This is a genomic window from Microbacterium limosum (assembly GCF_036324365.1).
GTDB lineage: Bacteria > Actinomycetota > Actinomycetes > Actinomycetales > Microbacteriaceae > Microbacterium > Microbacterium limosum.
Genome location: NZ_CP137080.1, coordinates 1,283,030 through 1,304,098, shown reverse-complemented (window position 1 = coordinate 1,304,098; position 21,069 = coordinate 1,283,030). Strand labels below are relative to the sequence as shown.

The window sequence follows — 21,069 nt, the reverse complement described above, 5'->3', positions numbered from 1 at the left end:
GGACAGGAGGATCCTGCGCGCATTCTCCTGTTCCGGGGCGAACTCCTGCGCCCGTCTGCGCGAGCCGTCGCCGCGACGGCCGGCCCCCGGCGTCGCGCCGCGGGTCAGGATGCCGCGGGCCAGGCCCCGGCGACCGCGCTGCGTACCTCGCCGAGCAGCTGCGGCAGCGCCTTGGTCTTCGCGATGATCGGGAAGAAGTTCGCATCGGTCGCCCAGCGGGGCACGATGTGCTGGTGCAGGTGGCCCGCGATGCCGGCGCCCGCCACCTGGCCCTGATTCATGCCGAGGTTGAAGCCGTGGCACCGCGACACCTCCCGCAGCACACGCATGCCGGTCTGCGTGAGGGCGCCGATCTCGGCGACCTCTTCGGGCGTCGCGTCGTCGTACATCGGGATGTGGCGATAGGGGCACACCAGGAGGTGCCCCGAGTTGTACGGGAAGAGGTTCAGCAGCACGTACGCCGTGCGCCCGCGGGCGACGATGAGGGCGTCCTCGTCGCTCATGCCGGGCGCGGCGCAGAAGGGGCAGTCGTCGTTCAACGCATCGGGGCCGGCCTGGATGTAGGCCATCCGGTGGGGCGTCCACAGGCGCTGGAACTCGTCGGGCACGCCCGCGAGGTTCGCGGCATCCACGAGTCCGTCGCCGGGCTCGATCACACGAGGTCCTCGGCGGTGGACACCTGGATGTGGGACGCGATCGCCCGCTCGATCGTCGAGATCGCCTCGTCGATCGGCACGCCGTTCGTCTGCGACCCGTCGCGGAAGCGGAACGACACGGTGCCGGCCGAGCGGTCGGCCTCCCCCGCGATGAGCTGCACGGGGACCTTCATCGTCGTGTGGGTGCGGATCTTCTTCTGCATCCGGTCGTCGGATCGGTCGAGCTCGGCACGCACTCCCGCCTGACGGAGTCGCGTGATCACGTCGTCGAGGTAGTCGGCGTACTCCTCCGCCACGGGGATGCCGACCACCTGTACGGGCGCCAGCCACAGCGGGAACGCCCCCGCGTAGTGCTCGAGCAGGATCGCGAAGAACCGCTCGATGGAGCCGAACAGGGCTCGGTGGATCATGATGGGACGCTTCTTCTGCCCATCGCGGTCGGTGTACTCGAGGCCGAAGCGCTCGGGGAGGTTCGGGTCGACCTGCACCGTGGACAGCTGCCAGGTGCGCCCGATCGCGTCCTTGGTCTTCAGGTCGATCTTGGGGCCGTAGAACGCCGCCTCGCCCGGCACCTCGGTGAGCTTGAGTCCGCTCGCGACCGCCACGTTGCGCAGCGCGTTCGTGGAGTACTCCCAGAACTCCTCCGAGCCGATCCACTTGGACTTCTCGTCGTCGCGCATCGACAGCTCGAGCTCGAAGTCGTCGAGGCCGAAGTCGCGCAGCATCGAGATGACGAACTCCAGCACGCGGGTCGCCTCGGACTCCAGCTGCTCAGGGGTCACGAACAGGTGCGAATCGTCCTGCGTGAAGCCGCGCACGCGGGTGAGCCCATGAAGCGCGCCCGAGAGTTCGTTGCGGTAGACGGTGCCGTTCTCCGCAAGCCGCATGGGCAGGTCGCGATAGCTGCGACCGCGCTCCTTGTAGATCAGGATGTGCATCGGGCAGTTCATGGGCTTGAGGTAGTAGTCCGTGCCGTTCTTGGTGACGCGGCCCTCGGCATCCACCTCCTCGTCCATCCGGATCGGCGGGAACATGCCCTCGCGGTAGGTCACGAGGTGGTTCGACTGGAGGAAGAGGTCCTCCTTTGAGATGTGCGGCGTGTACACGTAGGTGTAGCCGCCCTCGACGTGGCGGCGACGCGCGTGCTGCTCCATCTCGCCGCGGATGATCCCGCCCTTGGGGTGCCACACCGACAGCCCGGAGCCGATCTCGTCGGGGAAAGAGAAGAGGTCCAGTTCCTTGCCGAGCTTGCGGTGATCCCGCTTCGCAGCTTCCTCAAGGCGCTCCTGATAGGCGCGCAGCTCGTCCTTCGTGGGCCACGCGGTTCCGTAGATGCGCTGCAGCTGCGGGTTCTTCTCGCTGCCACGCCAGTACGCACCCGCGATGCGGGTGAGCGCCCAGCCGTTGCCGACCATCCGCGTGCTCGGAACGTGGGGACCGCGGCACAGGTCCTTCCAGACGGTCGTGCCCTCGCGATCGACGTTGTCGTAGATCGTCAGCTCGCCGGCTCCGACCTCGACGGAGGCGCCCTCCGCGGCATCCTTCGACCCGCCCTTGAGCCCGATGAGCTCGAGCTTGAAGGGCTCGTCGGCGAGTTCGGCGCGGGCCTCGTCGTCCGAGACGACGCGGCGGACGAAGCGCTGCCCCTCGCGGACGATGCGCTCCATCTCCTTCTTAATGGCCTTCAGATCCTCGGGGGTGAAGGGCTCATCGACGCCGAAGTCGTAGTAGAAGCCATCGGTGATCGGGGGGCCGATGCCGAGGTTCGCCTGCGGGCTGACGCGCTGCACCGCCTGCGCGAGCACGTGGGCGGTGGAGTGGCGCAGGATCGACAGGCCGTCGGGGCTGTCGATCGTGACGGCCTCCACCTCGTCGGCCGCGGTCACCGTCGTCGCCAGGTCCTTCAGCTCGCCGTTGACGCGGAGGGCGACGACGGAGCGGTCGGGGAACAGGGCGAAACCGTCGGCGGGGAACGACACGTCCTCCGCGGGGCGCAGATCAGTCAAGGGAACTCTCCTGGGGTGGCAGGGTTCTAGGCTATCGCGGGCCCGGAGGGGCGATGATGGATGCCGTGCGTCTGGCGATCATCGGCGGGATGCTGTGGGCCGCCGGCGCCGCGGCGCTCGTGTTCGGCGTGCTCCCTCCCGGCGACGCCCTCGCGATCGGGGAGCGGGCGTGGCCGATCCTGCTGTTCGTCGTCGCCATGACGGTCGTGGCGGAGCTGGCGGCCGCGGCGGGGCTCTTCGGCGTGTGCGCCGCATGGCTCGCCCGCCTCTCGCGGGGCCACGGCTGGCTCCTGTGGGGGCTCGGGGTGAACGCGGGGCCGCTCATCACGCCGTGGGCGTCGCTCGCGACCCTGCTCTGGCATCAGCGGTTGGTGGCCGACGGCGTGCACATCGCGTGGTCTCGGTTCGCGCTGCTCGGCGCGGTGGCGGCGCCGCTGACGATCGCCGCCGCCGTCGTGCCCCTCGCGTGGCGCTGAGCCGAGCCGCGAAGCCCCTCTTCTAGCTGCCGGCTACCGGGGGGTCGCGCGGGTTGATGCGCTGCACGATCAGGGGGTCGACCGGAGTGTAGGGCAGCAAAGGCAGTTCGCGCTCGGGCACCGAGAACGCCACGGCAAGCACTTCGCGGGAGAACGCCGACGCCGTCGCGCGGTACCCAGTACCGCATCCGTCATGGCGTTGACGCCTGCGGCGAAGGAGAAGTGCTCCGGCGCACCCGACCGCAGGGCGGCGACGATCTCGGAGGCCTCCTCCGCGATGTTCGCGATGTGGAAGACGCTGCCCGACTCGACATGGAACATCTGCCCCGCCTCCACGACGGAGCTGGCGAAGTCGTCCGCGTTGCCCAGCAGCGACACAAGCACCCGGCCCCGGGTGACGTACGCCAGCTGGTTCGCGTTCAGGTTCCACTGCGGCTCGCGGATCGCGCCGGGCTCCAGCACCGTCTGCCGGATGGACATGCGCCGCAGGATCGTAAACGACGCAGCGGTGAGCTCACGGATCTGACCGAGCTCGCTGGCGAAGACGGGTTCCGCCCCGGCGAGCGAGGCGACGTGCGGTGAAGTCATGACCCAACGTAGGGGCCGGCGGCGCGCCGCTGACGGACGATCAGCCTCCCGGGGTCACCAGATGATTCCGCCGCCCACCGATATCCCGCCCCACGTCAGCGCGATGAAGATCGCCGCGAAGACGACGGGTCCTATGCCCTTCCCGCTGCGGGAGAGGCCCTTCAGAAGGCCGATGACGGCGAAGACGGCGGCGATGATCGACAGACCGCCCCCCAGGAAGAATCCGATGAACAGCGGAATGGGCATGAGCACGAGGCCGGCGAGGCCGATCCAGAACGCGGCCCAGGCGGCCGGGTTGGAGGTGCGTTGGTCGGTGTAGGACATTCCCTCAGTATGTCGTTTCACGCCCAGCCGCCGACTCGAATCACTGAGCAAACGGCCGCGCAGCCACGCTCACTTCGCGCTCAGTCTCAATGATCGCGCTCGAGAACAGCAACTCGAGGTTGTCGGTGCACGCGCCCGGAATGATCCGACAAGGGCGTCCGCCGGCGAATAGCGGGTATGCACCCGCTCCGCGTGAAGCACCGATCCAGGCAACGGTTCCGGCAGATCCGTGAGCCGTGTGAAACGCTCATATGTCGAACGGAAACGCAGCAAGGCTGCCCGTATGTCGTCGTCAACTCCTGGCGGTCGTGCTCACCAATCACACCTGACCTTTACACCCGCCGGCAGTTGCCCGCGGGGGGCTCGCCGTGCGTCAGGAGGGTGGAGCGATCGGATCGGCCAGCTTCGAGCAGACCCCTACGATCCTTCACATGATCGGGGTGGAGATCATCCAGCACGTCCTCGATCAGGAGGAGGGGTACGTCCACTCCCAACCGCCACTCCCCCACGGGTCGAGCACGAGCACACCGGTCGGGGTGGGAACGTCGAAGATGAGGCTGCCCCTGACGCGCTCGCCCGGGCCGAGGTTCACCGGCAACATCTCGTTGTCAGGGAGGCAGGAGTACGCCGCCATCGTAGACAGGCTGCCGTTGAAGGTCGTGCCGTTCTCAGCGATCGCTTTCCACAGCGCCTCGTTGAGCATGATCTCACCGTCGTACACAGCGGTCGTTTCACCCTCAACGTCGAATCGGATGAGATGACCGTTCTCCGCCGGCTCTGCGTATTCGCCCGTGCACTCTGGGTCGACCGTGATGGCGGTGACGACGAACGTTCCCACGTCTTCGTTGTCCAGGTTGGTGGCTCCGAAGGGGACGCCAACGCCCTTGATCAAGTTGCCGCGCTGGCTCACCTCAGAGTCGCTTTCCGCGGCTTCGGGGGTTTCCGCCGGCGTGGGCTCGGACGTTGCCCCCGCCGCCTCTACTTCCGGTGTTTCGAGTGGCGCGGAAGATCCGCTACACGCGGAGAGGCTGAGCGCGGCTGCGATCAGGAGACCAGCTGTGGTCAGGCGCGACGCTGTGTTCATGACAAGGTTCCCCCCTAGTTCAATGCGTCCGCATACTAGCGGGCCGCCAGGTTTAGAAGGAAGCCGGCGTCGCAAAGACCACCCGCGCCGCGTTATATGCGCCCAGGAAGGCCCCGCTACTCTGCTGGCACCATGGCGCGCACGAAACCCAACCCGGACATGCACCATCTCGCGACGCAGATCCAATCCGTCGTCGCCCAGGTCAGCCCCCCTGCAATATCTCGACTGAGGCTGTGCGACGGCGGGCCAAGGACAGAGAGCTGCCTGGGTTTCGCATCGGCCGGACCTGGTGGTTCTTCCCATCCGAGGTGATCGCACACCTCGAAGCCCCAGGGTCCTCTACGCGCCGACGAAGCGGTCACGCCGCCGCAAACCCCCGGTTCGCTGGCGGTAACGCAGTCGCGTATTGCCCGGACGTTGCACGAGATCGGCCAGAAACGCAAAAACCCCCGCTTTACCGGGGGTTTTCTCGTGCGCGATACTGGGATCGAACCAGTGACCTCTTCCGTGTCAGGGAAGCGCGCTACCGCTGCGCCAATCGCGCCCAAAAGGCTGTTCAGTTACAAGTGGAGGTGGCGACGGGATTCGAACCCGTGTAAACGGCTTTGCAGGCCGGTGCCTAGCCGCTCGGCCACGCCACCGTGTGTGGTTCGACCCACGTGACGTGATCCCTCCAAGAAGGGATCCCCGCACTCGAGCGGATGACGAGACTCGAACTCGCGACCCTCACCTTGGCAAGGTGATGCGCTACCAACTGCGCTACATCCGCGTGCTCCCCGTTTCATCGGGGGCGCTTTGAAGACTTTAGCCGATCCCGGGGCACCCGCCAAACCAGCATCGGTCCGCGCGTGTCGAGCGTTCGCGGTTCATCGCGGGCTCCGGCATCCGGTAACATCTGTATCCGGCCCTTGGGCCATGGGCGATTGGCGCAGTTGGTAGCGCGCTTCCTTCACACGGAAGAGGTCATCAGTTCGAGTCTGGTATCGCCCACCGCGAAACCCCCGGGATTCCGGGGGTTTTTCCGTTCCCGGGCCGGCGGTTCACGACTCGTCGAGCAGCGCCACACCGAACTCGGCCGCGACGAGCCGCAGCTCCCCGAGATAGCGCTGGGCCTGCTCTGTGAGCGGGATCGCAGAGTGGCCGATCCAGCCGATCTCGATGCGCTCGTCGACGTCGAGCGGGACGGCGGCGATCTCCGGGTCGAGGTCGTCGCTGATGATGCCCGTCGAGATCGTGTAGCCGTCGAGACCGATCATGAGGTTGAAGATCGTCGCGCGGTCGGAGACGCGGATCTCCTGCTTGCCCGACAGGGTGGAGAGGATCTCCTCGGCGAAGTAGAACGAGTTGTTCGCCCCCTGGTCGAAGGTGAGGCGCGGCAGGTCGGCGAGATCGGCAAGGGTCACGCGATCCCGAGAGGCGAGGGGGTTCTTGCGGGAGATGAAGATGTGCGGCGCGGCGAAGAAGAGGGGGTGGAACGCGAGCCCGGAGTCCCGGAGGAGCTTGTCGATGACGTTCCGGTTGAAGTCGTTGCGGTAGAGGATGCCGAGCTCGCTGCGCAGCGTCCGGACGTCCTCGATGATGTCCCACGTGCGCGTCTCCCGCAGCGAGAACTCGTACTCGGCTGCGTCGCTGCCCTTCACCATCCGGACGAACGCGTCGACCACGAAGGAATAGTGCTGCGCCGACACCCCCAGCAGGCGACGCGACGGCGGCCGGCCCAGGTAGCGCTGCTCGAGCAGCTCTACCTGCTCGGTGACCTGCCTGGCGTATCCCAGGAACTCCGCACCATCGGCGGTGAGCGTCACGCCGCGGGCGGAGCGGACGAGGAGGGAGCGGCCCACGCGGCTCTCGAGGTCCTTCATCGCCGCGGACATCGTCGGCTGGGAGACGTAGAGCAAGTCGGCGGCGGCACTGATCGACCCCTCCGCGGCGACCTCGATGAAGTAATGGAGCTGCTGCAGCGTGATGGAGCCCGATCCCCGAACCATAGGTAGAGCCTATAGGGGTGCATAGTTTCCTCAACTTTGTTGATGGATACCCCGCGCCTGCACCATGGCTCTAGCAACTTCCGCAAGGCCGAGCCCGGCCGATCACCACCGGATTGGCCTCTCATGACGAACGACTTCACCTTCAGCATCACCACCACCCGCTTCGACGAGGACTACTCGCCGTCGGGCGGCTCGCGGATCACGACGAACTTCGCCAATCTCGCCCGAGGCGAGCACCGTCAGCAGAATCTCCGCAACGCCCTGACGATGATCGACCGCCGATTCAACGACCTCGCGCACTGGGACAACCCGGACGGCGACCGCTACACCGTCGAACTCGAGATCGTCTCCGCCGAGCTGCAGCTCTCACCAGAAGGCGACGACCGAAGTTTCCCGCTGCTCGAGATGCTGGACGTCCGCATCGTCGACCTGAAGACCGGCGAACGCATCCCCGGGATCGTGGGGAACAACTTCTCGTCGTACGTCCGCGATTTCGACTTCAGCGTGCTGCTGCCCGCGGTCAACGAGGGCGCGACCGGGTTCACCGTTCCCGACGACTTCGGCGATCTGCACGGCAAGCTCTTCCAGCACTTCCTCGCCTCCGCCGCATACCGGGAACGATTCCCGGCGCCGCCCGTGATCTGCATCAGCGTCTCGACGAGCAGGACCTATCGACAGACCGCGAACCACCACCCGATCCTCGGAGTCGAATACGAGCAGGACAAGCCGTCCCTCACCGACGACTACTTCGCGAGGATGGGGCTCACGGTCCGGTACTTCATGCCGCCCGGGAGCGTCGCGCCGCTCGCGTTCTACTCCCGCGACGACCTGCTCAACCACTACTCCAGCCTGCAGCTGATCGGCACGGTCAGCACGATGGAGACGTTCCAGAAGATCTATCGGCCCGAGATCTACAACGCGAACTCGGCCGCTGCCGGCGTCTACCGGCCGAGCCTGGATCGGCAGGACTACTCCCGGACGCAGATCGCCTACGACCGGGTCGAGCGCAGTCAGCTCGCGGCGAAGCAGGGCAAATACACGGAGGAGCACTTCGTGAAGCCCCACAGGAAACTGCTGCAGCAGTGGGCCGCTGGCTACCCCGCCCCGGTCGGATGACGAGCGGAGAATCATCGACCATGACCACGCTTCTTCCCACCTCGATCGTCGGCAGCCTGCCGAAGCCGGCATGGCTCGCGCAGCCGGAAACCCTCTGGTCTCCCTGGAAGCTGGCCGGCGACGAACTGGCCGAGGGAAAGCAGGATGCTCTCCGAATCGCCGTCCAAGAGCAGGGCCGGCGCGGCATCCACATCGTCAGCGACGGTGAGCAGACCCGCCAGCACTTCGTCACGACGTTCATCGAGCATCTCACCGGGGTCGACTTCGAGCAGCGCGAGACCGTTCGAATCCGCAATCGATACGACGCGAGCGTCCCGACCGTCGTCGGCGCCGTGAGCCGCGAGAGACCCGTCTTCGTCGACGATGCGCGCTTCCTCCGTCAGCAGACCGACCAGCCGATCAAGTGGGCGCTGCCGGGCCCGATGACCATGATCGACACGCTCTACGACCGCCATTACAAGAGCCGCGAGAAGCTGGCGTGGGAGTTCGCGACGATCCTCAATCAGGAAGCGAGAGAACTCGAGGCGGCCGGCGTCGACATCATCCAGTTCGACGAGCCCGCATTCAACGTGTTCTTCGACGAGGTCCGGGACTGGGGGGTGGCTGCGCTGGAGAGGGCGACCGAGGGATTGCGCGCGGAGACCGCCGTGCACATCTGCTACGGGTACGGGATCAAGGCGAACAACGACTGGAAAGCGACACTCGGGGCGCAGTGGCGGCAGTACGAGGAGACGTTCCCGCTCCTGCAGAGGTCGACGATCGACATCGTCTCCCTGGAGTGCCACCACTCACACGTCCCGATGGAGCTCGTCGAACTCGTCCGTGGCAAGAAGGTCATGCTCGGGGCCATCGATGTGGCGAGCGAGACGATCGAGAGCCCGGAGGACGTCGCCGACACCCTCCGGAGCGCGCTGAGGTTTGTCGATGCGGACAAGCTCGTCCCGAGCACGAACTGCGGAATGGCCCCGCTGCCGCGGGACGTGGCCCTCGGCAAGCTGAGTGCGCTCAGCGCGGGCGCGGCCATCGTCCGGGAAGAGCTCGCGGGCGCGACGTCCTAGGAGACGTCGCTGCGCCAGCCGTAACGACGACGCAGGATCTCCGCCACCCGCGCGAATCGCTCGCGGTCCAGGGCCGCCGCCTCGCGACGCATGCCCGCGGGGTGCACGACGTAGACCTGATCGATATCGACCCACGAGGGCCGTCCCCGCGCATCCCAGGGGCCGGCGCCGAGCGCGACCGCGTCGGCATCGCCCTCGCGCGGCTTGCTCGTCAGCTTGACCGCGTAGACACGGCCGCCCGGGGCGGGACCGAGCACCAGCACGGGGCGATCCTTCCCCCGGCCGTCCTGCTCGACGTAGGGCACCCACGTCCAGACGATCTCTCCCCCGTCGGGGTCGCCATCGCGATCGGGCGCGTAGCTGATCTTCAGCGCCGACGCCGCCGGCGGCGCGATCTCGCGGGTCTGCATCGCGTCCGCGCGCGAACCCGCATCGGGTTGCCGGACGGGGTCGGCGATCCGACCGGAACGGGTCAGCGCGCCGAGCAGCGAGCGCAGGATGCCGCGGGGTCCTCTCACGCGATCACCCTAGCCGTGCCCCGTCTCGCCCCCGAACACGCAAGGAGGGGCGCCGCGCGATGCGCGACGCCCCTCCTTGCGTTCAGTGAGTCGAGATCACTCGCGCTCGGCGAGGGCGTAGCCCTCTTCGCCGTGCACGACGGTGTCGACGCCGGCTAGCTCGTCCTCGTTCTTGATCCGGAAGCCGATGGTCTTCTCGATCGCGAACCCGATGATCCAGGCCAGCACGAAGGAGTAGACCAGGACACCGACCGCGGCGATGACCTGCAGCACGAGCTGCTCCACGCCGCCGCCCAGGAAGAGGCCGGTCTCGGTGGCGAAGAAGCCGAGGTAGATCGTTCCGATGAGACCACCGACGAGGTGGATGCCGACGACGTCGAGCGAGTCGTCGTAGCCGAGCTTCCACTTCAGCTCGATCGCGAGGGCGCAGACGGCACCGGTGACGATACCGAGCAGCAGGGCCCAGCCCGGCGTGAGGTTGGCACAGGCGGGGGTGATCGCGACCAGACCGGCGACGGCACCGGACGCGGCGCCGACAGACGTGGCCTTGCCGTCCTTGAGCTTCTCGACGATCAGCCAGCCGATGACGGCCGCAGCGGTCGAACCGAGGGTGTTGATCGTGATGAGGCCGACCAGCGAGTCCTCCGTGCCCAGCAGGCCGAAGGTGCCCTCCGCACCGCCGTTGAAGCCGAACCAGCCGAACCACAGGAGCGCGGCGCCCAGAAGGACGAGCGGCACGTTGTGGGGCTTGTGGATGCCCTTCTGGAAGCCGACGCGCTTTCCGAGCACGAGCGCGAGCGCGAGCGCCGCCGCACCGGCGTTGATGTGCACCGCGGTGCCACCGGCGTAGTCGATGACGTTGGTGGCGAAGCCGAAGGTCTCACCGAGGCTGTAGACCCAGCCGCCGCCCCAGACCCACGCCGCGACGGGGAAGTAGACGAGCGTGACCCACACGCCGGCGAAGATCATCCACGCGCCGAACTTGGCGCGGTCGGCGATGGCGCCGGAGATCAGGGCGACCGTGATGATCGCGAAGGTCGCGCCGAACGCGGCGCCGATCAGGCCGTTGTCATCCAGCGACGAAAGACCGAAGTCGACGAAGGGGTTGCCGGCGAACGCCCAGGGGCTCTCGACGGCGCTCATGTTGAATCCGTAGAGGATCCACAGGACGCTGACGAGCCCGAGCGCGCCGAAGCTCATCATCATCATGCTGACGACGCTCTTGGCCTTCACCAGACCGCCGTAGAAGAAAGCGACGCCGGGCGTCATGAGAAGCACGAGCGCCGTTGCCGTGACGGACCACGCGAGATTTCCGCTATCCATGAAGTTCCTCATCCATGTGTTGGTGTTACGAGACGCGCGGGCATTCGGGTAGGTGAGGGCCCGCGACGCGTCCCAGTCTGGCGAGGGTTGGTTACGGTCGGTGTGGGAGCCATGTTTCGCTCGTGTTACACGAGGTGCCGCGCGGTAAACATCGCGTTTCGGCGCACCCGGAACGGGCCGGGAAATCCGCCTGCGATCGCCGAATCAGGCTGCGGTGGAGGCGATCAGGCGTGATGTCGCGCGCAGATACTTCTTCCGGTAGCCCCCCGCGAGCATCTCCTCGGAGAACACCTGGTCCAGCGACAGCCCCGTCGCGCGGATGGGCACCTGCGCGTCGTACACGCGGTCGACGAATGCGACGAATCGCAGGGCCGCCGACTGATCGGTGAGCTGGGTGACATCCCGCAGGCCCACGACGTCCACGCCCTCGATCATGCGGACGTACCGCGAGGGGTGCACGCGGGCGAGGTGGGCGATGAGATCGTCGAAGGCGTCGTCGGACGCGACACCGGATGCCGCGGCATCCTCGATCGCCGACGCGTAGGCGTCGTCGGCCAGCACCTCGGCGTGTCCGTCGAGGGAGCGCTGCCGGTAGTCCACGCCGTCGATCCGCAGGGTCTGGAAGTGGGCCGACATGGCGTGGATCTCGCGCAGGAAGTCCTGCGCGGCGAACCTCCCCTCCCCCAACGCGTTCGGCGGGGTGTTGCTCGTGGCGGCGAGCTTCGTTCCTGACGCGACCAGCTCGCCGAGCAGGCGCGTCATCACCATCGTGTCGCCGGGATCGTCGAGCTCGAACTCGTCGATGCAGAGCAGGTCGGCGCCGCGGAACTGCTCGACGGCGCTCTTGTACCCCAGCGCGCCGACGAGCGCCGTGTATTCGATGAACGAGCCGAAGTACTTCCTGCGCGCGGGCATCGCGTGGTAGATCGCGGCGAGCAGGTGGGTCTTGCCCACGCCGAAGCCGCCGTCGAGGTAGATCCCCGGCTTGGTCTCCGGACCCTTCTTCGCGCGGGAGAAGAATCCGCCCTTCTTCGCGGGCGCGCCGGCGCCGGAGAAAGCCAGGAGCGTCTCCTTCGCCTCCTGCTGGGACGGATAGGCCGGGTCGGCGCGATACGTGTCGAAGGTCGCCTCGGCGAACTGCGGCGGCGGCACAAGATGAGCGATCATCTCCGCCCCCGTCACCTGCGGCTGCAGATCGGCGAGGTGGACGGTGCCGGTGGATGTGGTGGGGGCCATGCCGTCCTTCTCGTCACATGACGATGGCGGACGTGCGTGCGCCCGCCTCGCGATCTAGGGTTTCTCCGACGGCATCAACCCTACGCCGTTCCACTCAGGCCCCTCCGCGCACGGCGATCGGGCGAGATCCTCGGAGGCATCCATGACCGTCGACACCGACGCATCCGACCCGAAGTTCGCCGGCTACGCCCACCCGGAGCGCCTCGTCACGGGCGAGTGGCTGCAGGAGCGCCTCGGCACGCCGGGCCTCGTGGTGGTCGAATCCGACGAGGACGTGCTGCTCTACGAGACGGGACACATCCCCGGCGCCGTCAAGGTCGACTGGCACACCGAGCTGAACGACCCCGTCGTCCGGGACTACGTCGACGGGGAGGGCTTCGCCGCGCTGATGTCCCGCAAGGGCATCTCGCGCGAGGACACCATCGTCATCTACGGCGACAAGAACAACTGGTGGGCGGCCTACGCGCTGTGGGTGTTCTCGCTCTTCGGCCACGAGGACGTGCGCCTGCTGGACGGCGGACGGGACCTCTGGATCGCCGAGGGCCGCCCGATGACGACGGAGCGCTCCGCCGTCGAGACCACCGACTACCCGGTCGTCGAACGCGACGACTCGGTGCTGCGCGCCTACAAGGACGACGTGCTCGCGCACCTGGGCAAGCCCCTCGTGGACGTCCGTTCCCCCGAGGAGTACTCGGGCGAGCGCACGTCGGCGCCCGCGTACCCCGAGGAGGGCGCTCTGCGCGCCGGCCACATCCCCGGCGCGCAGAGCGTGCCGTGGGCGAAGGCCGTCGCGGAGGACGGCACGTTCGCCTCCCGCGAGGCCCTCGAGGACGTTTACCTCGACGGTGCGGGGCTCGCCCCCGGCGACTCCGTCGTGGCGTACTGCCGGATCGGAGAGCGCTCGAGCCACACGTGGTTCGTGCTGACGCACCTGCTCGGCTTCGACGACGTCCGCAACTACGACGGATCGTGGACCGAGTGGGGCAGCGCGGTGCGCGTGCCGATCGCGACGGGCACGGAGCCGGGCGACCCGGCATCGCGCTGACCCGCGGCGCGCTCACGGTGGCAGGATGGGGACGGTGACCGACTCGCTTCCCGACTCCCTGGCGCAGATCCGCGACGAGTTCCTCGAGATCGACGAGCCCGACCGGCTCCAGCTCCTGCTCGAGTTCTCCGGCGAGCTGCCCGAGGTGCCCGGCGAGTACGCCGATCGCCCCGAGCTGCGCGAGCGGGTCGCCGAGTGTCAGTCGCCGGTGTACATCATCGTCGACGTCACTCCCGAGGGCGTGGTGCGCATGCACGCGACGGCGCCCGCCGAAGCACCGACCACGCGCGGCTTCGCGAGCATCCTGGTGCAGGGCATCTCCGGGCTCGGCGCCGCAGAGGTGCTGGCGATCCCCGACGACTTCCCTCAGAGCATCGGCCTCACCCGCGCCGTCTCGCCCCTGCGCATCGCGGGCATGTCGGGGATGCTGCGCCGGGTCAAGCGCCAGGTGCGCGAGCGCTCCGCGGCCTGACACATGCTCGTCACCGAGGTGCTCCCCCGCACCCTCCGCACCCTGGACCCCGAGTCCGACGAGGGGCTCGAGGCGATCGCCGAGATCTACCGCCCCGCTGCCGGGGTGCGCGTCCGGATGAACATGGTGACCGGCCTGACGGGATCCGCCGTGGGCGAGGACGGCACGAGCGACACCCTGACCAGCCCCACGGACCGCGCCATCCTGAAGACCATCCGATCCGCCGCGGATGCCGTGGTCGTCGGCGCCCAGACCGTGCGGGCGGAGGGCTACGTCCTTCCGCGGTCCGCGACGCTCGCGATCGTCACGGCGTCCGGTGACCTGAGCGGCCACAGGCTGGGCCCGGATGCCTCGCGGCGCGCGCTCATCGTGTGCCCCCGGGGCCGCGAGAGCGAGGTCGCGCGGCGCACCGCCGCCCTCGGCGCCCCCGTCGTCGGCGTCGACAGCGCCGGCGCGCACCTGACGCCCGACGAGATCCTCGGCGCCCTCGCGGAGCGCGGGCTGCGCTCGGTCGTGTGCGAGGGCGGCACCTCGCTCGCCTCGGCGTTCCTCGGCGCGGGAGCGATCGATGAGGCCTGCGTCAGCGTCGCCCCCGCACTGACGCCCTCGAGCGGCCCCTTCGTCGACCTCTCCGAACGCGCCGAGTTGGTCGTGACGGGGATGCTCGTCGACGAGGCGGGCTTCAGCTATCTTCGGCTGGGTCGGAATCCAGGCCGCGCTCCGTCACCCAGCGCCTGATCGCCCGGGTCCACCGCTCGGGGTCGTAGTTCCACAGTTTCGTGTGTCTCGCCTCGGTGAAGACCTCGAGCTCGACGAGGTCGGGACGTGCCATGGCCAGCGCGTGCGACGCGTCGGAGGGCACGAATCCGTCGTCGTCGCTGTGCAGGATGAGCATCGGATGCCGCAGCTCGGCGGATCGTCGCACGACGTCGAGCCGATCGAAGGGTATCGCCGCACCGCCGCCGCGCATCGGTCCGGCCCAGGACGCGCCGAGCGCACCGAGGGCGAGTCCCACGAGCGGGCGCGGAAGGCGCCGAAGGCCGGCCTGGTGGCGGAGCACGTCGGCCCAGTCGATGGCCGGTGAATCCAGCACGATGCCGTCGATGTGCTCGCGATGCGCGGAACTGAGGGCGGCCTGGAGCGCGATCGCACCGCCCATCGACCACCCCATCAGGACGATGCGCCGCGCGCCGCGTCGCCGGGCGAAGGAGATCGCCGCGTCGATGTCGCGCCACTCGGTCGCGCCGAGCGTGTACGTGCCCTGCCGGCTGCGGGGGGCCTCGCCGTCGTTGCGGTACGACACCAGGAGGCTCGTGTAGCCGAGGTCGCGGAAGACCGGCACCGCCCGCAGCGCCTCCGCTCGCGTCGTCCCCCGCCCGTGGATCTGGATGACCCACCGCGAGCTCGGCTCGGCCGCGGGGAACAGCCACGCCGGAGACGGCCCGAGGGGAGCACCGATGAGCTCCGGGGTGAAGGGCAGCTGGAGCTGCTCCGGACGGTCGTAGTACCACCCGCTGAAGGCCGCGTCCGCACCGACGCGACCCGAGTGCGGGATGTGCGTCAGCAGCTTGCGGGTCACCGTGCGCTCGCCCTCGGAGAGCACGGTGCCGAGCTTGAGATAGGGCTCGGTCCCCGTCGTGAATAGCCCGTACCGCCCGGGCAGGCGGGTGTCGTCGCTGCGCACCAGCGTGATCGTCTGCGCCGCCGTGTCGAGCGCCGTCACCGTCGTGTCCGCCACACGCGCCGCGGGCGTCACCACCCGGCGCGCGAGGCGTCCCGCCACGACTGCCATCGCGGTCAGGAGGATCGCGAGCGAGGCGCTGAGAGCGGTGATCGTCAGCCGGAGTGCGCCGACGAGGGCGGGAGTGCTGCCCGCGGCGCGCCTGGGGTCCATCATCGTGGCCTCACTTTAGTCTGTGGGCGTGACCGAAGACCGCCCCGGCCCGCACCCGTCCGCGGAGTTCGCGCTCGCGGTGTCCGCGGTTCGCGAGCTCTCCTTCCGCGGCGATCTCGTCGTGCGGGAGATCGGGGCGCCCCCCGGGCTCGCGCCCGAGGCGTTCGCGCTCGCCGGCGACGTCCGTCCCCCCGAGGCCCACGAGGACTCCCCGTACGGCACCGGGCGCATCGTCCTCCTGCACGACCCCGCGCAGCCGGAGCCCTGGAACGGTCCGTGGCGCATCGTGTCGTTCGCGCAGGCCCCCTTGGAGCCGGAGATCGGCACCGACCCCCTCCTGGCCGATGTGGCGTGGTCCTGGCTCATCGACGCCCTGGAATCCCGCGGCGCGTCGTATCATTCGGCATCCGGCACGGCGACCAAGACGATCTCCACCGGCTTCGGCGGCCTCGCCGCGGAAGGAGACGGAGCGCAGATAGAGCTGCGCGCCTCGTGGTCCCCCGGCCCGGGCCCGATCGACACTCACGTCGAGGCCTGGTCCGAACTGCTCTGCATGCTCGCCGGCCTCCCTCCGGGGTCCGAGGGCATCACTCTGCTCACCCCTTTCAGGAGCCCACGTGACTGATTCCCCCGCCGTGGAGACGCGGCATCCCGTGATCGACGAGGCCCCCGGATTCGCCCGCGCGTGCACCGCACTGGCTGCCGGCCACGGGCCCGTCGCCGTCGACGTCGAGCGAGCATCCGGTTTCCGGTACTCGCAGCGGGCCTATCTCATCCAGGTCTTCCGCCGGGGCGCGGGCGCCTTCCTCTTCGACCCGCCGGCGCTCGGCGACTTCGCCCCCCTGCAGGCGGCGATCGGCGACGCGGAGTGGGTGCTGCACGCAGCGAGCCAGGATCTGCCCTCGCTGCGCGAGGCGGGGCTGGAACCGGCGGCCATCTTCGACACCGAGCTGGCGGCGCGGCTGCTCGGCCGGGAGCGCGTCGGGCTGGGCGCGGTCGTCGAGGAGGAACTCGGCATCGCCCTGGCCAAGGCGCACTCGGCGGCCGACTGGTCCACACGCCCGCTGCCCGACTCGTGGCTCGAATACGCCGTGCTCGATGTGCTCCACCTGGTCGACGTGCGCGACCGGCTCGCCGCGGCGCTCGCAGAGCAGGGCAAGACGGAGATCGCGGAGGAGGAGTTCCGGGCCGTGCTGGAACGGCCCGCGCGGCCTCCCCGGGAGGACCCGTGGCGACGGCTGAGCGGGCTCCACACGGTGCGAGGACGACGAGCGCTCGCCGTCGCCCGCGAGCTGTGGACGGCCCGCGAGGACTATGCGCGCGAGGTCGATACGTCCCCCGGCCGTCTCGTCCCCGACCGCGCTCTCGTCGCGGCGGTGCTCGCAGATCCGGCCACCAAGCAGGCGCTCGCCTCGGTCAAGGAGTTCACGGGGAGGGCGAGCCGCAGCCAGCTCGACCGCTGGTGGCAGGCCATCGAGAGGGGTCGCGCGTGCTCGGAGCTTCCCATCGAGCGGGTCTCCGGCGACGGACCGCCCCCGCCGCGGGTCTGGCGCGACCGCAATCCCGCCGCCGACGCGAGGCTCAAGGCCGCCAAGCCGGCCGTGGATGCCGTGGCCGCCGAGCTCGGGATGCCGGTGGAGAATCTGCTCACTCCCGACTCGCTCCGGCGCCTCTCCTGGAGCCCACCCGAGCCGCTCGACGCCGCCTCCGTCGGGGCTGCACTCGCGACCCTCGGCGCGCGCCGCTGGCAGATTGAGCGGACTGCACAGACGATCGTCGAAGCCTTTGTCGATTCCACACAAGAGCCTCCGAGCGCCCCCGAAGAGGCCTCGTAGGTTCGACCCAAGCGATTCCGGGCGACTCCGACCCCGCTCCTAGGCTGACTTCACCCCTATGTTTGGAGGCAGAGTGGCCGAGATCTCGGACGTCTTCTTCGTCGATGGTGTGCGCACGCCCTTCGGGCGCGCCGGCGAAAAAGGCATGTATTGGAACACCCGGGCCGACGACCTCGTCGTGAAGGCGATGATCGGTCTGATGGAACGCAACGGCGGCGTCCCGGCCGACCGCATCGACGACGTCGCCATCGCCGCGACGACGCAGCAAGGCGACCAGGGTCTCACCCTCGGCCGCACGGCCGCGATTCTGGCGGGACTGCCCCAGTCGGTCCCCGGCTTCGCCATCGATCGCATGTGCGCCGGCGCCATGACGTCCGTGACGACCATGGCGGGCTCGATCGGTCTCGGGATGTACGACCTGGCCATCGCGGGCGGCGTCGAGCACATGGGCAGGCACCCGCTGGGCGGCGACGCCGACCCCAACCCCCGATTCCTCACCGAGAAGCTGGTCAGCGCCGACGCGCTGAACATGGGTGTCACGGCCGAGCGCATCCACGACCGCTTCCCGCACCTCACCAAGGAGCGCGCCGACCGGTTCGGCATGCTGAGCCAGCACAAGGCGCAGGCTGCCTACGACGCGGGCAAGATCCAGCCCGACCTCGTCCCGGTCGCCGTGAAGGCGGCCGACGGCGCCTGGGGGCTCGCGACCGAGGACGAGGGCCGGCGCCCCGAGACGACGATGGAGGGCCTGCGCTCCCTCAAGACTCCCTTCCGCCCCCACGGGCGCGTGACGGCCGGGACCTCCTCGCCTCTCACGGACGGCGCGACCGTGAGCCTGCTCGCCGGCGGAGCCGCGGCGAAGGAACTGGGACTCGCGCCGAAGATGCGCCTGGTCTCCTACGCCTTTGCGGGCGTCGCGCCCGAGATCATGGGCATCGGGCCCGTCCCCTCGACGGAGAAGGCCCTGCGCAAGGCGGGGCTCACGATCGACGACATCGGTCTGTTCGAGCTGAACGAGGCCTTCGCCGTCCAGGTGCTCTCGCTGCTCGACCACTTCGGCATCGCCGACGACGACCCCCGGGTGAACCAGTGGGGCGGAGCCATCGCCATGGGACACCCGCTCGCGGCATCCGGTGTGCGCCTGATGATCCAGCTCGCCGCGCAGTTCGCAGAACGCCCCGACGTGCGCTACGGGCTGACCGCGATGTGCGTCGGCCTCGGGCAGGGCGGCTCCGTCATCTGGGAGAACCCGCACTACGACGGCAAGAAGAGGAAGAAGTGAGGACGCCGATGACCGACAGCGCCATCGCACAGTACGAGAACATCGACTTCTCGCCCATCCTGAAGGCGACGGATGACGAGGTCGTCACGCACTCGCGCGTGCGGGACGTCAGGCTCTCCTCCGGTCGCGTGCTGGCCCTGATCACTCTCGACAACGGCCGCGATCACACCCGACCGAACACGCTCGGGCCTGCGACGCTGACGCAGCTCGGCGAGGTGCTCTCGAGGTTGGCTGCCCGTGCCGCTGCGGGCGAGATCGACGCGGTCGGGATCACCGGCAAGCAGTACATCCTCGCCGCGGGCGCCGACCTCTCCGACATCACGAAGGTCGGTTCGAAGGACGATGCACGACTGGTCGCGCAGCTGGGCCACAAGGTCCTGGGCTCCCTGAGCGAGGTGGGCGTGCCCTCGTTCGCGTTCGTCAACGGGCTCGCGCTGGGCGGCGGGCTCGAGATCGCGCTGAACTCGACATACCGAACCGTGGATGCGTCCGCTGCCGCGATCGCGCTGCCGGAGGTCTTCATCGGTCTGATCCCCGGTTGGGGCGGCGCGTACCTGCTGCCGAACCTCATCGGGATCGAGAACGCGCTCGAGGTCGTCATCTCGAACCCCCTGAAGCAGAACCGGATGCTGAAGCCGCAGCAGGCCTTCGATCTCGGCATCATGGACGCGATCTTCCCCGCTGCTTCCTATCTCGAGGACTCCCTGCGGTGGGCCGACCGCGTGCTCGGCGGAGAACAGAAGGTCGAACGCAGGAACGCTCCCGGCCGGATCGAGCGCACCGTCAAGTGGCCCGTGGCGATCAAGGTGGCACGCGGGATGCTCGAGTCCAGGATCGGATCCGTGCCGCGCTCCCCCTACGTCGCCCTCGACCTGCTCGAGCAGGCACGGTCGGGGACGAAGGCCGAGGGATTCGCGCGCGAGGACGAAGCCCTCGCAGACCTCATCGTGGGCGACCAGTTCGCGGCATCCATGTACGCGTTCGACCTGGTCCAGAAGCGCGCGAAGCGACCCGTCGGCGCGCCCGACAAGGCGCTGGCGAAGAAGGTCACCAAGGTCGGCATCATCGGTGCGGGACTCATGGCCAGCCAGTTCGCGCTCCTCTTCGTGCGCAAGCTGCAGGTGCCGGTGCTCATCACCGACATCGACCAGGCCCGCGTCGACAAGGGCGTGGCGCACATCCATGACGAGATCGGCGCGCTCGAGGCCAAGGGCCGCCTGGACGGCGACACCGCCAACAGGCTCCGCGGGCTCGTGCGGGGCACGACCGACACGTCCGAGTACGCCGACTGCGACTTCGTCATCGAGGCGGTCTTCGAGGAGGTCGGCGTCAAGCAGCAGGTTTTCGCCGGCATCGAGGCGGTCGTCTCCGAAGACGCCATCCTCGCGACCAATACCTCCTCGCTCTCGGTCGCCGAGATCGGCGCGAAACTCGCCCATCCCGAGCGCCTCGTCGGCTTCCACTTCTTCAACCCCGTCGCCGTCATGCCGCTCATCGAGGTCGTGCGCACGGAGAAGACGACGGATGCCGCGCTGTCGACCGCGTTCGTCGTCGCGCGAGCACTGGGCAAGAAGGCCGTCCTCACCGCCGACGCCCCGGGCTTCGTCGTCAACAGGCTCCTCGCGAAGGTGATGGGTGAGGCCGCTCGCGCCGTCTACGAGGGCACCCCGGTCGGCGAGGTCGAGAAGGCCTTCGCCCCGCTCGGCCTGCCGATGGGACCGTTCCAGCTCATCGACCTCGTCGGCTGGAAGGTGGCCGCGCACGTTCAGGACACGATGGCATCCGCCTTCCCCGAGCGCTTCTACGCCAACGAGAACTTCCACGCGCTGGCCGAGCTCGCCGAGGTCGTCGAGAAGGACAAGGGCGGCCGCGTGACGGGCTTCACGAAGGCGGCGGAGAAGGCGCTGAAGGGGCACCTCGGTCGCTCCCCGGCGTCGGCGGCCACGATCCTCGCACGCGTGCAGGACGGGCTCGCCGAAGAGATGCACGTCATGCTCGACGAGGGCGTCGTGCCCGAGGTCGAGGACATCGACCTCTGCCTCATCCTCGGCGCGGGGTGGCCGTTCATCGATGGGGGCGCATCGCCGTACCTCGACCGCGAGGGCGCCTCGGAACGCGCGTTCGGCGACACCTTCCACCACCCGCCCATCCGCGGCGTCGAGCGCTGA

20 protein-coding genes and 4 tRNA genes are annotated in these 21,069 nt (G+C 68.8%); 11 read left to right on the top strand and 13 right to left on the bottom strand.

All coding sequences use genetic code 11. The annotated features are described in order from the left end of the window. Positions 1 to 104 precede the first annotated feature (104 nt). Entirely contained in the window at positions 105 to 656 is a 552-nt protein-coding gene (locus RYJ27_RS06310) for an HIT family protein (protein WP_330171860.1), read from the bottom strand. After that, the gene (gene thrS / locus RYJ27_RS06305) at positions 653 to 2,662 is read right to left on the bottom strand and encodes a threonine--tRNA ligase (protein WP_330171859.1); all 2,010 of its coding nucleotides are present in this window, start codon (positions 2,660 to 2,662) and stop codon (positions 653 to 655) included. The genes RYJ27_RS06310 and thrS overlap by 4 nt, the downstream gene beginning before the upstream one ends. A gap of 53 nt (positions 2,663 to 2,715) precedes the next feature. On the opposite strand from thrS, the gene RYJ27_RS06300 reads away from it, so the two are divergent. Next, positions 2,716 to 3,138: a hypothetical protein gene (locus RYJ27_RS06300; RefSeq protein ID WP_330171858.1), complete on the top strand. Its 423-nt coding sequence runs from the start codon at positions 2,716 to 2,718 to the stop codon at positions 3,136 to 3,138. Positions 3,139 to 3,207: 69 nt separating this feature from the next. Here RYJ27_RS06300 and RYJ27_RS06295 read toward each other — a convergent pair whose 3' ends face one another. The 6 genes from RYJ27_RS06295 to RYJ27_RS06270 form a co-directional block, all read right to left on the bottom strand. After that, the gene (locus tag RYJ27_RS06295; protein ID WP_330171857.1) at positions 3,208 to 3,726 is read right to left on the bottom strand and encodes a cupin domain-containing protein; all 519 of its coding nucleotides are present in this window, start codon (positions 3,724 to 3,726) and stop codon (positions 3,208 to 3,210) included. A 54-nt stretch (positions 3,727 to 3,780) separates the two neighbouring features. Next, entirely contained in the window at positions 3,781 to 4,050 is a 270-nt protein-coding gene (locus RYJ27_RS06290; RefSeq protein ID WP_330171856.1) for a hypothetical protein, read from the bottom strand. A 466-nt stretch (positions 4,051 to 4,516) separates the two neighbouring features. Then, positions 4,517 to 5,134: a hypothetical protein gene (locus tag RYJ27_RS06285; RefSeq protein ID WP_330171855.1), complete on the bottom strand. Its 618-nt coding sequence runs from the start codon at positions 5,132 to 5,134 to the stop codon at positions 4,517 to 4,519. 472 nt (positions 5,135 to 5,606) lie between these two features. Then, positions 5,607 to 5,678 (bottom strand) — tRNA-Val (locus tag RYJ27_RS06280). A gap of 23 nt (positions 5,679 to 5,701) precedes the next feature. Further along, positions 5,702 to 5,775 (bottom strand) — tRNA-Cys (locus RYJ27_RS06275). A 55-nt stretch (positions 5,776 to 5,830) separates the two neighbouring features. Next, a tRNA-Gly gene (locus tag RYJ27_RS06270) sits at positions 5,831 to 5,903 on the bottom strand. A 148-nt stretch (positions 5,904 to 6,051) separates the two neighbouring features. Here RYJ27_RS06270 and RYJ27_RS06265 point away from each other — a divergent pair. Further along, positions 6,052 to 6,124 (top strand) — tRNA-Val (locus tag RYJ27_RS06265). A 50-nt stretch (positions 6,125 to 6,174) separates the two neighbouring features. On the opposite strand, the gene RYJ27_RS06260 is transcribed toward RYJ27_RS06265, so the two are convergent. Then, complete coding sequence (locus RYJ27_RS06260) at positions 6,175 to 7,122, bottom strand: LysR family transcriptional regulator (protein ID WP_330171854.1); 948 nt, start codon at positions 7,120 to 7,122, stop codon at positions 6,175 to 6,177. A 123-nt stretch (positions 7,123 to 7,245) separates the two neighbouring features. Between RYJ27_RS06260 and RYJ27_RS06255 the strand changes: the two genes are divergently transcribed. Beyond that, positions 7,246 to 8,238: a DUF1852 domain-containing protein gene (locus RYJ27_RS06255; protein WP_330171853.1), complete on the top strand. Its 993-nt coding sequence runs from the start codon at positions 7,246 to 7,248 to the stop codon at positions 8,236 to 8,238. Positions 8,239 to 8,258: 20 nt separating this feature from the next. After that, the gene (locus tag RYJ27_RS06250) at positions 8,259 to 9,296 is read left to right on the top strand and encodes a methionine synthase (protein WP_330171852.1); all 1,038 of its coding nucleotides are present in this window, start codon (positions 8,259 to 8,261) and stop codon (positions 9,294 to 9,296) included. Here the strand turns inward: RYJ27_RS06250 and RYJ27_RS06245 are convergent. The 3 genes from RYJ27_RS06245 to zapE form a co-directional block, all read right to left on the bottom strand. After that, on the bottom strand, positions 9,293 to 9,814 hold the full coding sequence (locus tag RYJ27_RS06245) for a type II toxin-antitoxin system PemK/MazF family toxin (RefSeq protein ID WP_330171851.1): 522 nt from the start codon (positions 9,812 to 9,814) through the stop codon (positions 9,293 to 9,295). The two genes, RYJ27_RS06250 and RYJ27_RS06245, sit on opposite strands and share 4 nt — an antisense overlap. A gap of 96 nt (positions 9,815 to 9,910) precedes the next feature. Continuing rightward, complete coding sequence (locus RYJ27_RS06240; protein WP_330171850.1) at positions 9,911 to 11,137, bottom strand: ammonium transporter; 1,227 nt, start codon at positions 11,135 to 11,137, stop codon at positions 9,911 to 9,913. Between the two features lie 204 nt (positions 11,138 to 11,341). Beyond that, positions 11,342 to 12,373: a cell division protein ZapE gene (gene zapE / locus RYJ27_RS06235; protein WP_330171849.1), complete on the bottom strand. Its 1,032-nt coding sequence runs from the start codon at positions 12,371 to 12,373 to the stop codon at positions 11,342 to 11,344. Positions 12,374 to 12,515: 142 nt separating this feature from the next. Here zapE and RYJ27_RS06230 point away from each other — a divergent pair, with 142 nt between their 5' ends. Genes RYJ27_RS06230 through RYJ27_RS06220 form a run of 3 tightly spaced genes read left to right on the top strand, consistent with a single transcriptional unit; the run spans position 12,516 to position 14,628 of the window. Beyond that, a complete protein-coding gene (locus tag RYJ27_RS06230; protein ID WP_330171848.1) occupies positions 12,516 to 13,418 on the top strand; it encodes a sulfurtransferase in 903 nt (300 codons plus the stop codon). Positions 13,419 to 13,443: 25 nt separating this feature from the next. Beyond that, positions 13,444 to 13,890, top strand: coding sequence for a SufE family protein (locus tag RYJ27_RS06225; RefSeq protein ID WP_330171847.1), 447 nt, complete (start codon positions 13,444 to 13,446; stop codon positions 13,888 to 13,890). Between the two features lie 3 nt (positions 13,891 to 13,893). Continuing rightward, on the top strand, positions 13,894 to 14,628 hold the full coding sequence (locus RYJ27_RS06220) for a dihydrofolate reductase family protein (protein WP_330171846.1): 735 nt from the start codon (positions 13,894 to 13,896) through the stop codon (positions 14,626 to 14,628). On the opposite strand, the gene RYJ27_RS06215 is transcribed toward RYJ27_RS06220, so the two are convergent. Beyond that, positions 14,573 to 15,787, bottom strand: coding sequence for an alpha/beta hydrolase family protein (locus tag RYJ27_RS06215; protein WP_330171845.1), 1,215 nt, complete (start codon positions 15,785 to 15,787; stop codon positions 14,573 to 14,575). The genes RYJ27_RS06220 and RYJ27_RS06215 overlap by 56 nt on opposite strands. Before the next feature lie 25 nt (positions 15,788 to 15,812). Between RYJ27_RS06215 and RYJ27_RS06210 the strand changes: the two genes are divergently transcribed. The 4 genes from RYJ27_RS06210 to RYJ27_RS06195 all read left to right on the top strand — a co-directional run bounded on the left by RYJ27_RS06210 (position 15,813) and on the right by RYJ27_RS06195 (position 21,069). Continuing rightward, entirely contained in the window at positions 15,813 to 16,409 is a 597-nt protein-coding gene (locus RYJ27_RS06210) for a DUF3000 domain-containing protein (RefSeq protein ID WP_330171844.1), read from the top strand. Next, complete coding sequence (locus tag RYJ27_RS06205; RefSeq protein WP_422732870.1) at positions 16,402 to 17,619, top strand: ribonuclease D; 1,218 nt, start codon at positions 16,402 to 16,404, stop codon at positions 17,617 to 17,619. Before RYJ27_RS06210 ends, RYJ27_RS06205 begins: the two co-directional genes overlap by 8 nt. Before the next feature lie 73 nt (positions 17,620 to 17,692). Next, positions 17,693 to 18,901, top strand: coding sequence for a thiolase family protein (locus RYJ27_RS06200; protein ID WP_330171843.1), 1,209 nt, complete (start codon positions 17,693 to 17,695; stop codon positions 18,899 to 18,901). Between the two features lie 8 nt (positions 18,902 to 18,909). Beyond that, positions 18,910 to 21,069, top strand: coding sequence for a 3-hydroxyacyl-CoA dehydrogenase NAD-binding domain-containing protein (locus RYJ27_RS06195; RefSeq protein ID WP_422732869.1), 2,160 nt, complete (start codon positions 18,910 to 18,912; stop codon positions 21,067 to 21,069).

Coding starts and splice junctions, on each gene's coding strand:
- RYJ27_RS06300 (WP_330171858.1), top strand. CDS start 2,716: ATGATGGATGCCGTGCGTCTGGCGATCATCGGCGGGATGCTGTGGGCC.
- RYJ27_RS06295 (WP_330171857.1), bottom strand. CDS start 3,726: ATGACTTCACCGCACGTCGCCTCGCTCGCCGGGGCGGAACCCGTCTTC.
- RYJ27_RS06290 (WP_330171856.1), bottom strand. CDS start 4,050: ATGTCCTACACCGACCAACGCACCTCCAACCCGGCCGCCTGGGCCGCG.
- RYJ27_RS06285 (WP_330171855.1), bottom strand. CDS start 5,134: ATGAACACAGCGTCGCGCCTGACCACAGCTGGTCTCCTGATCGCAGCC.
- RYJ27_RS06260 (WP_330171854.1), bottom strand. CDS start 7,122: ATGGTTCGGGGATCGGGCTCCATCACGCTGCAGCAGCTCCATTACTTC.
- RYJ27_RS06255 (WP_330171853.1), top strand. CDS start 7,246: ATGACGAACGACTTCACCTTCAGCATCACCACCACCCGCTTCGACGAG.
- RYJ27_RS06250 (WP_330171852.1), top strand. CDS start 8,259: ATGACCACGCTTCTTCCCACCTCGATCGTCGGCAGCCTGCCGAAGCCG.
- RYJ27_RS06240 (WP_330171850.1), bottom strand. CDS start 11,137: ATGGATAGCGGAAATCTCGCGTGGTCCGTCACGGCAACGGCGCTCGTG.
- zapE (WP_330171849.1), bottom strand. CDS start 12,373: ATGGCCCCCACCACATCCACCGGCACCGTCCACCTCGCCGATCTGCAG.
- RYJ27_RS06230 (WP_330171848.1), top strand. CDS start 12,516: ATGACCGTCGACACCGACGCATCCGACCCGAAGTTCGCCGGCTACGCC.
- RYJ27_RS06225 (WP_330171847.1), top strand. CDS start 13,444: ATGGGGACGGTGACCGACTCGCTTCCCGACTCCCTGGCGCAGATCCGC.
- RYJ27_RS06220 (WP_330171846.1), top strand. CDS start 13,894: ATGCTCGTCACCGAGGTGCTCCCCCGCACCCTCCGCACCCTGGACCCC.
- RYJ27_RS06215 (WP_330171845.1), bottom strand. CDS start 15,787: ATGATGGACCCCAGGCGCGCCGCGGGCAGCACTCCCGCCCTCGTCGGC.
- RYJ27_RS06195 (WP_422732869.1), top strand. CDS start 18,910: ATGACCGACAGCGCCATCGCACAGTACGAGAACATCGACTTCTCGCCC.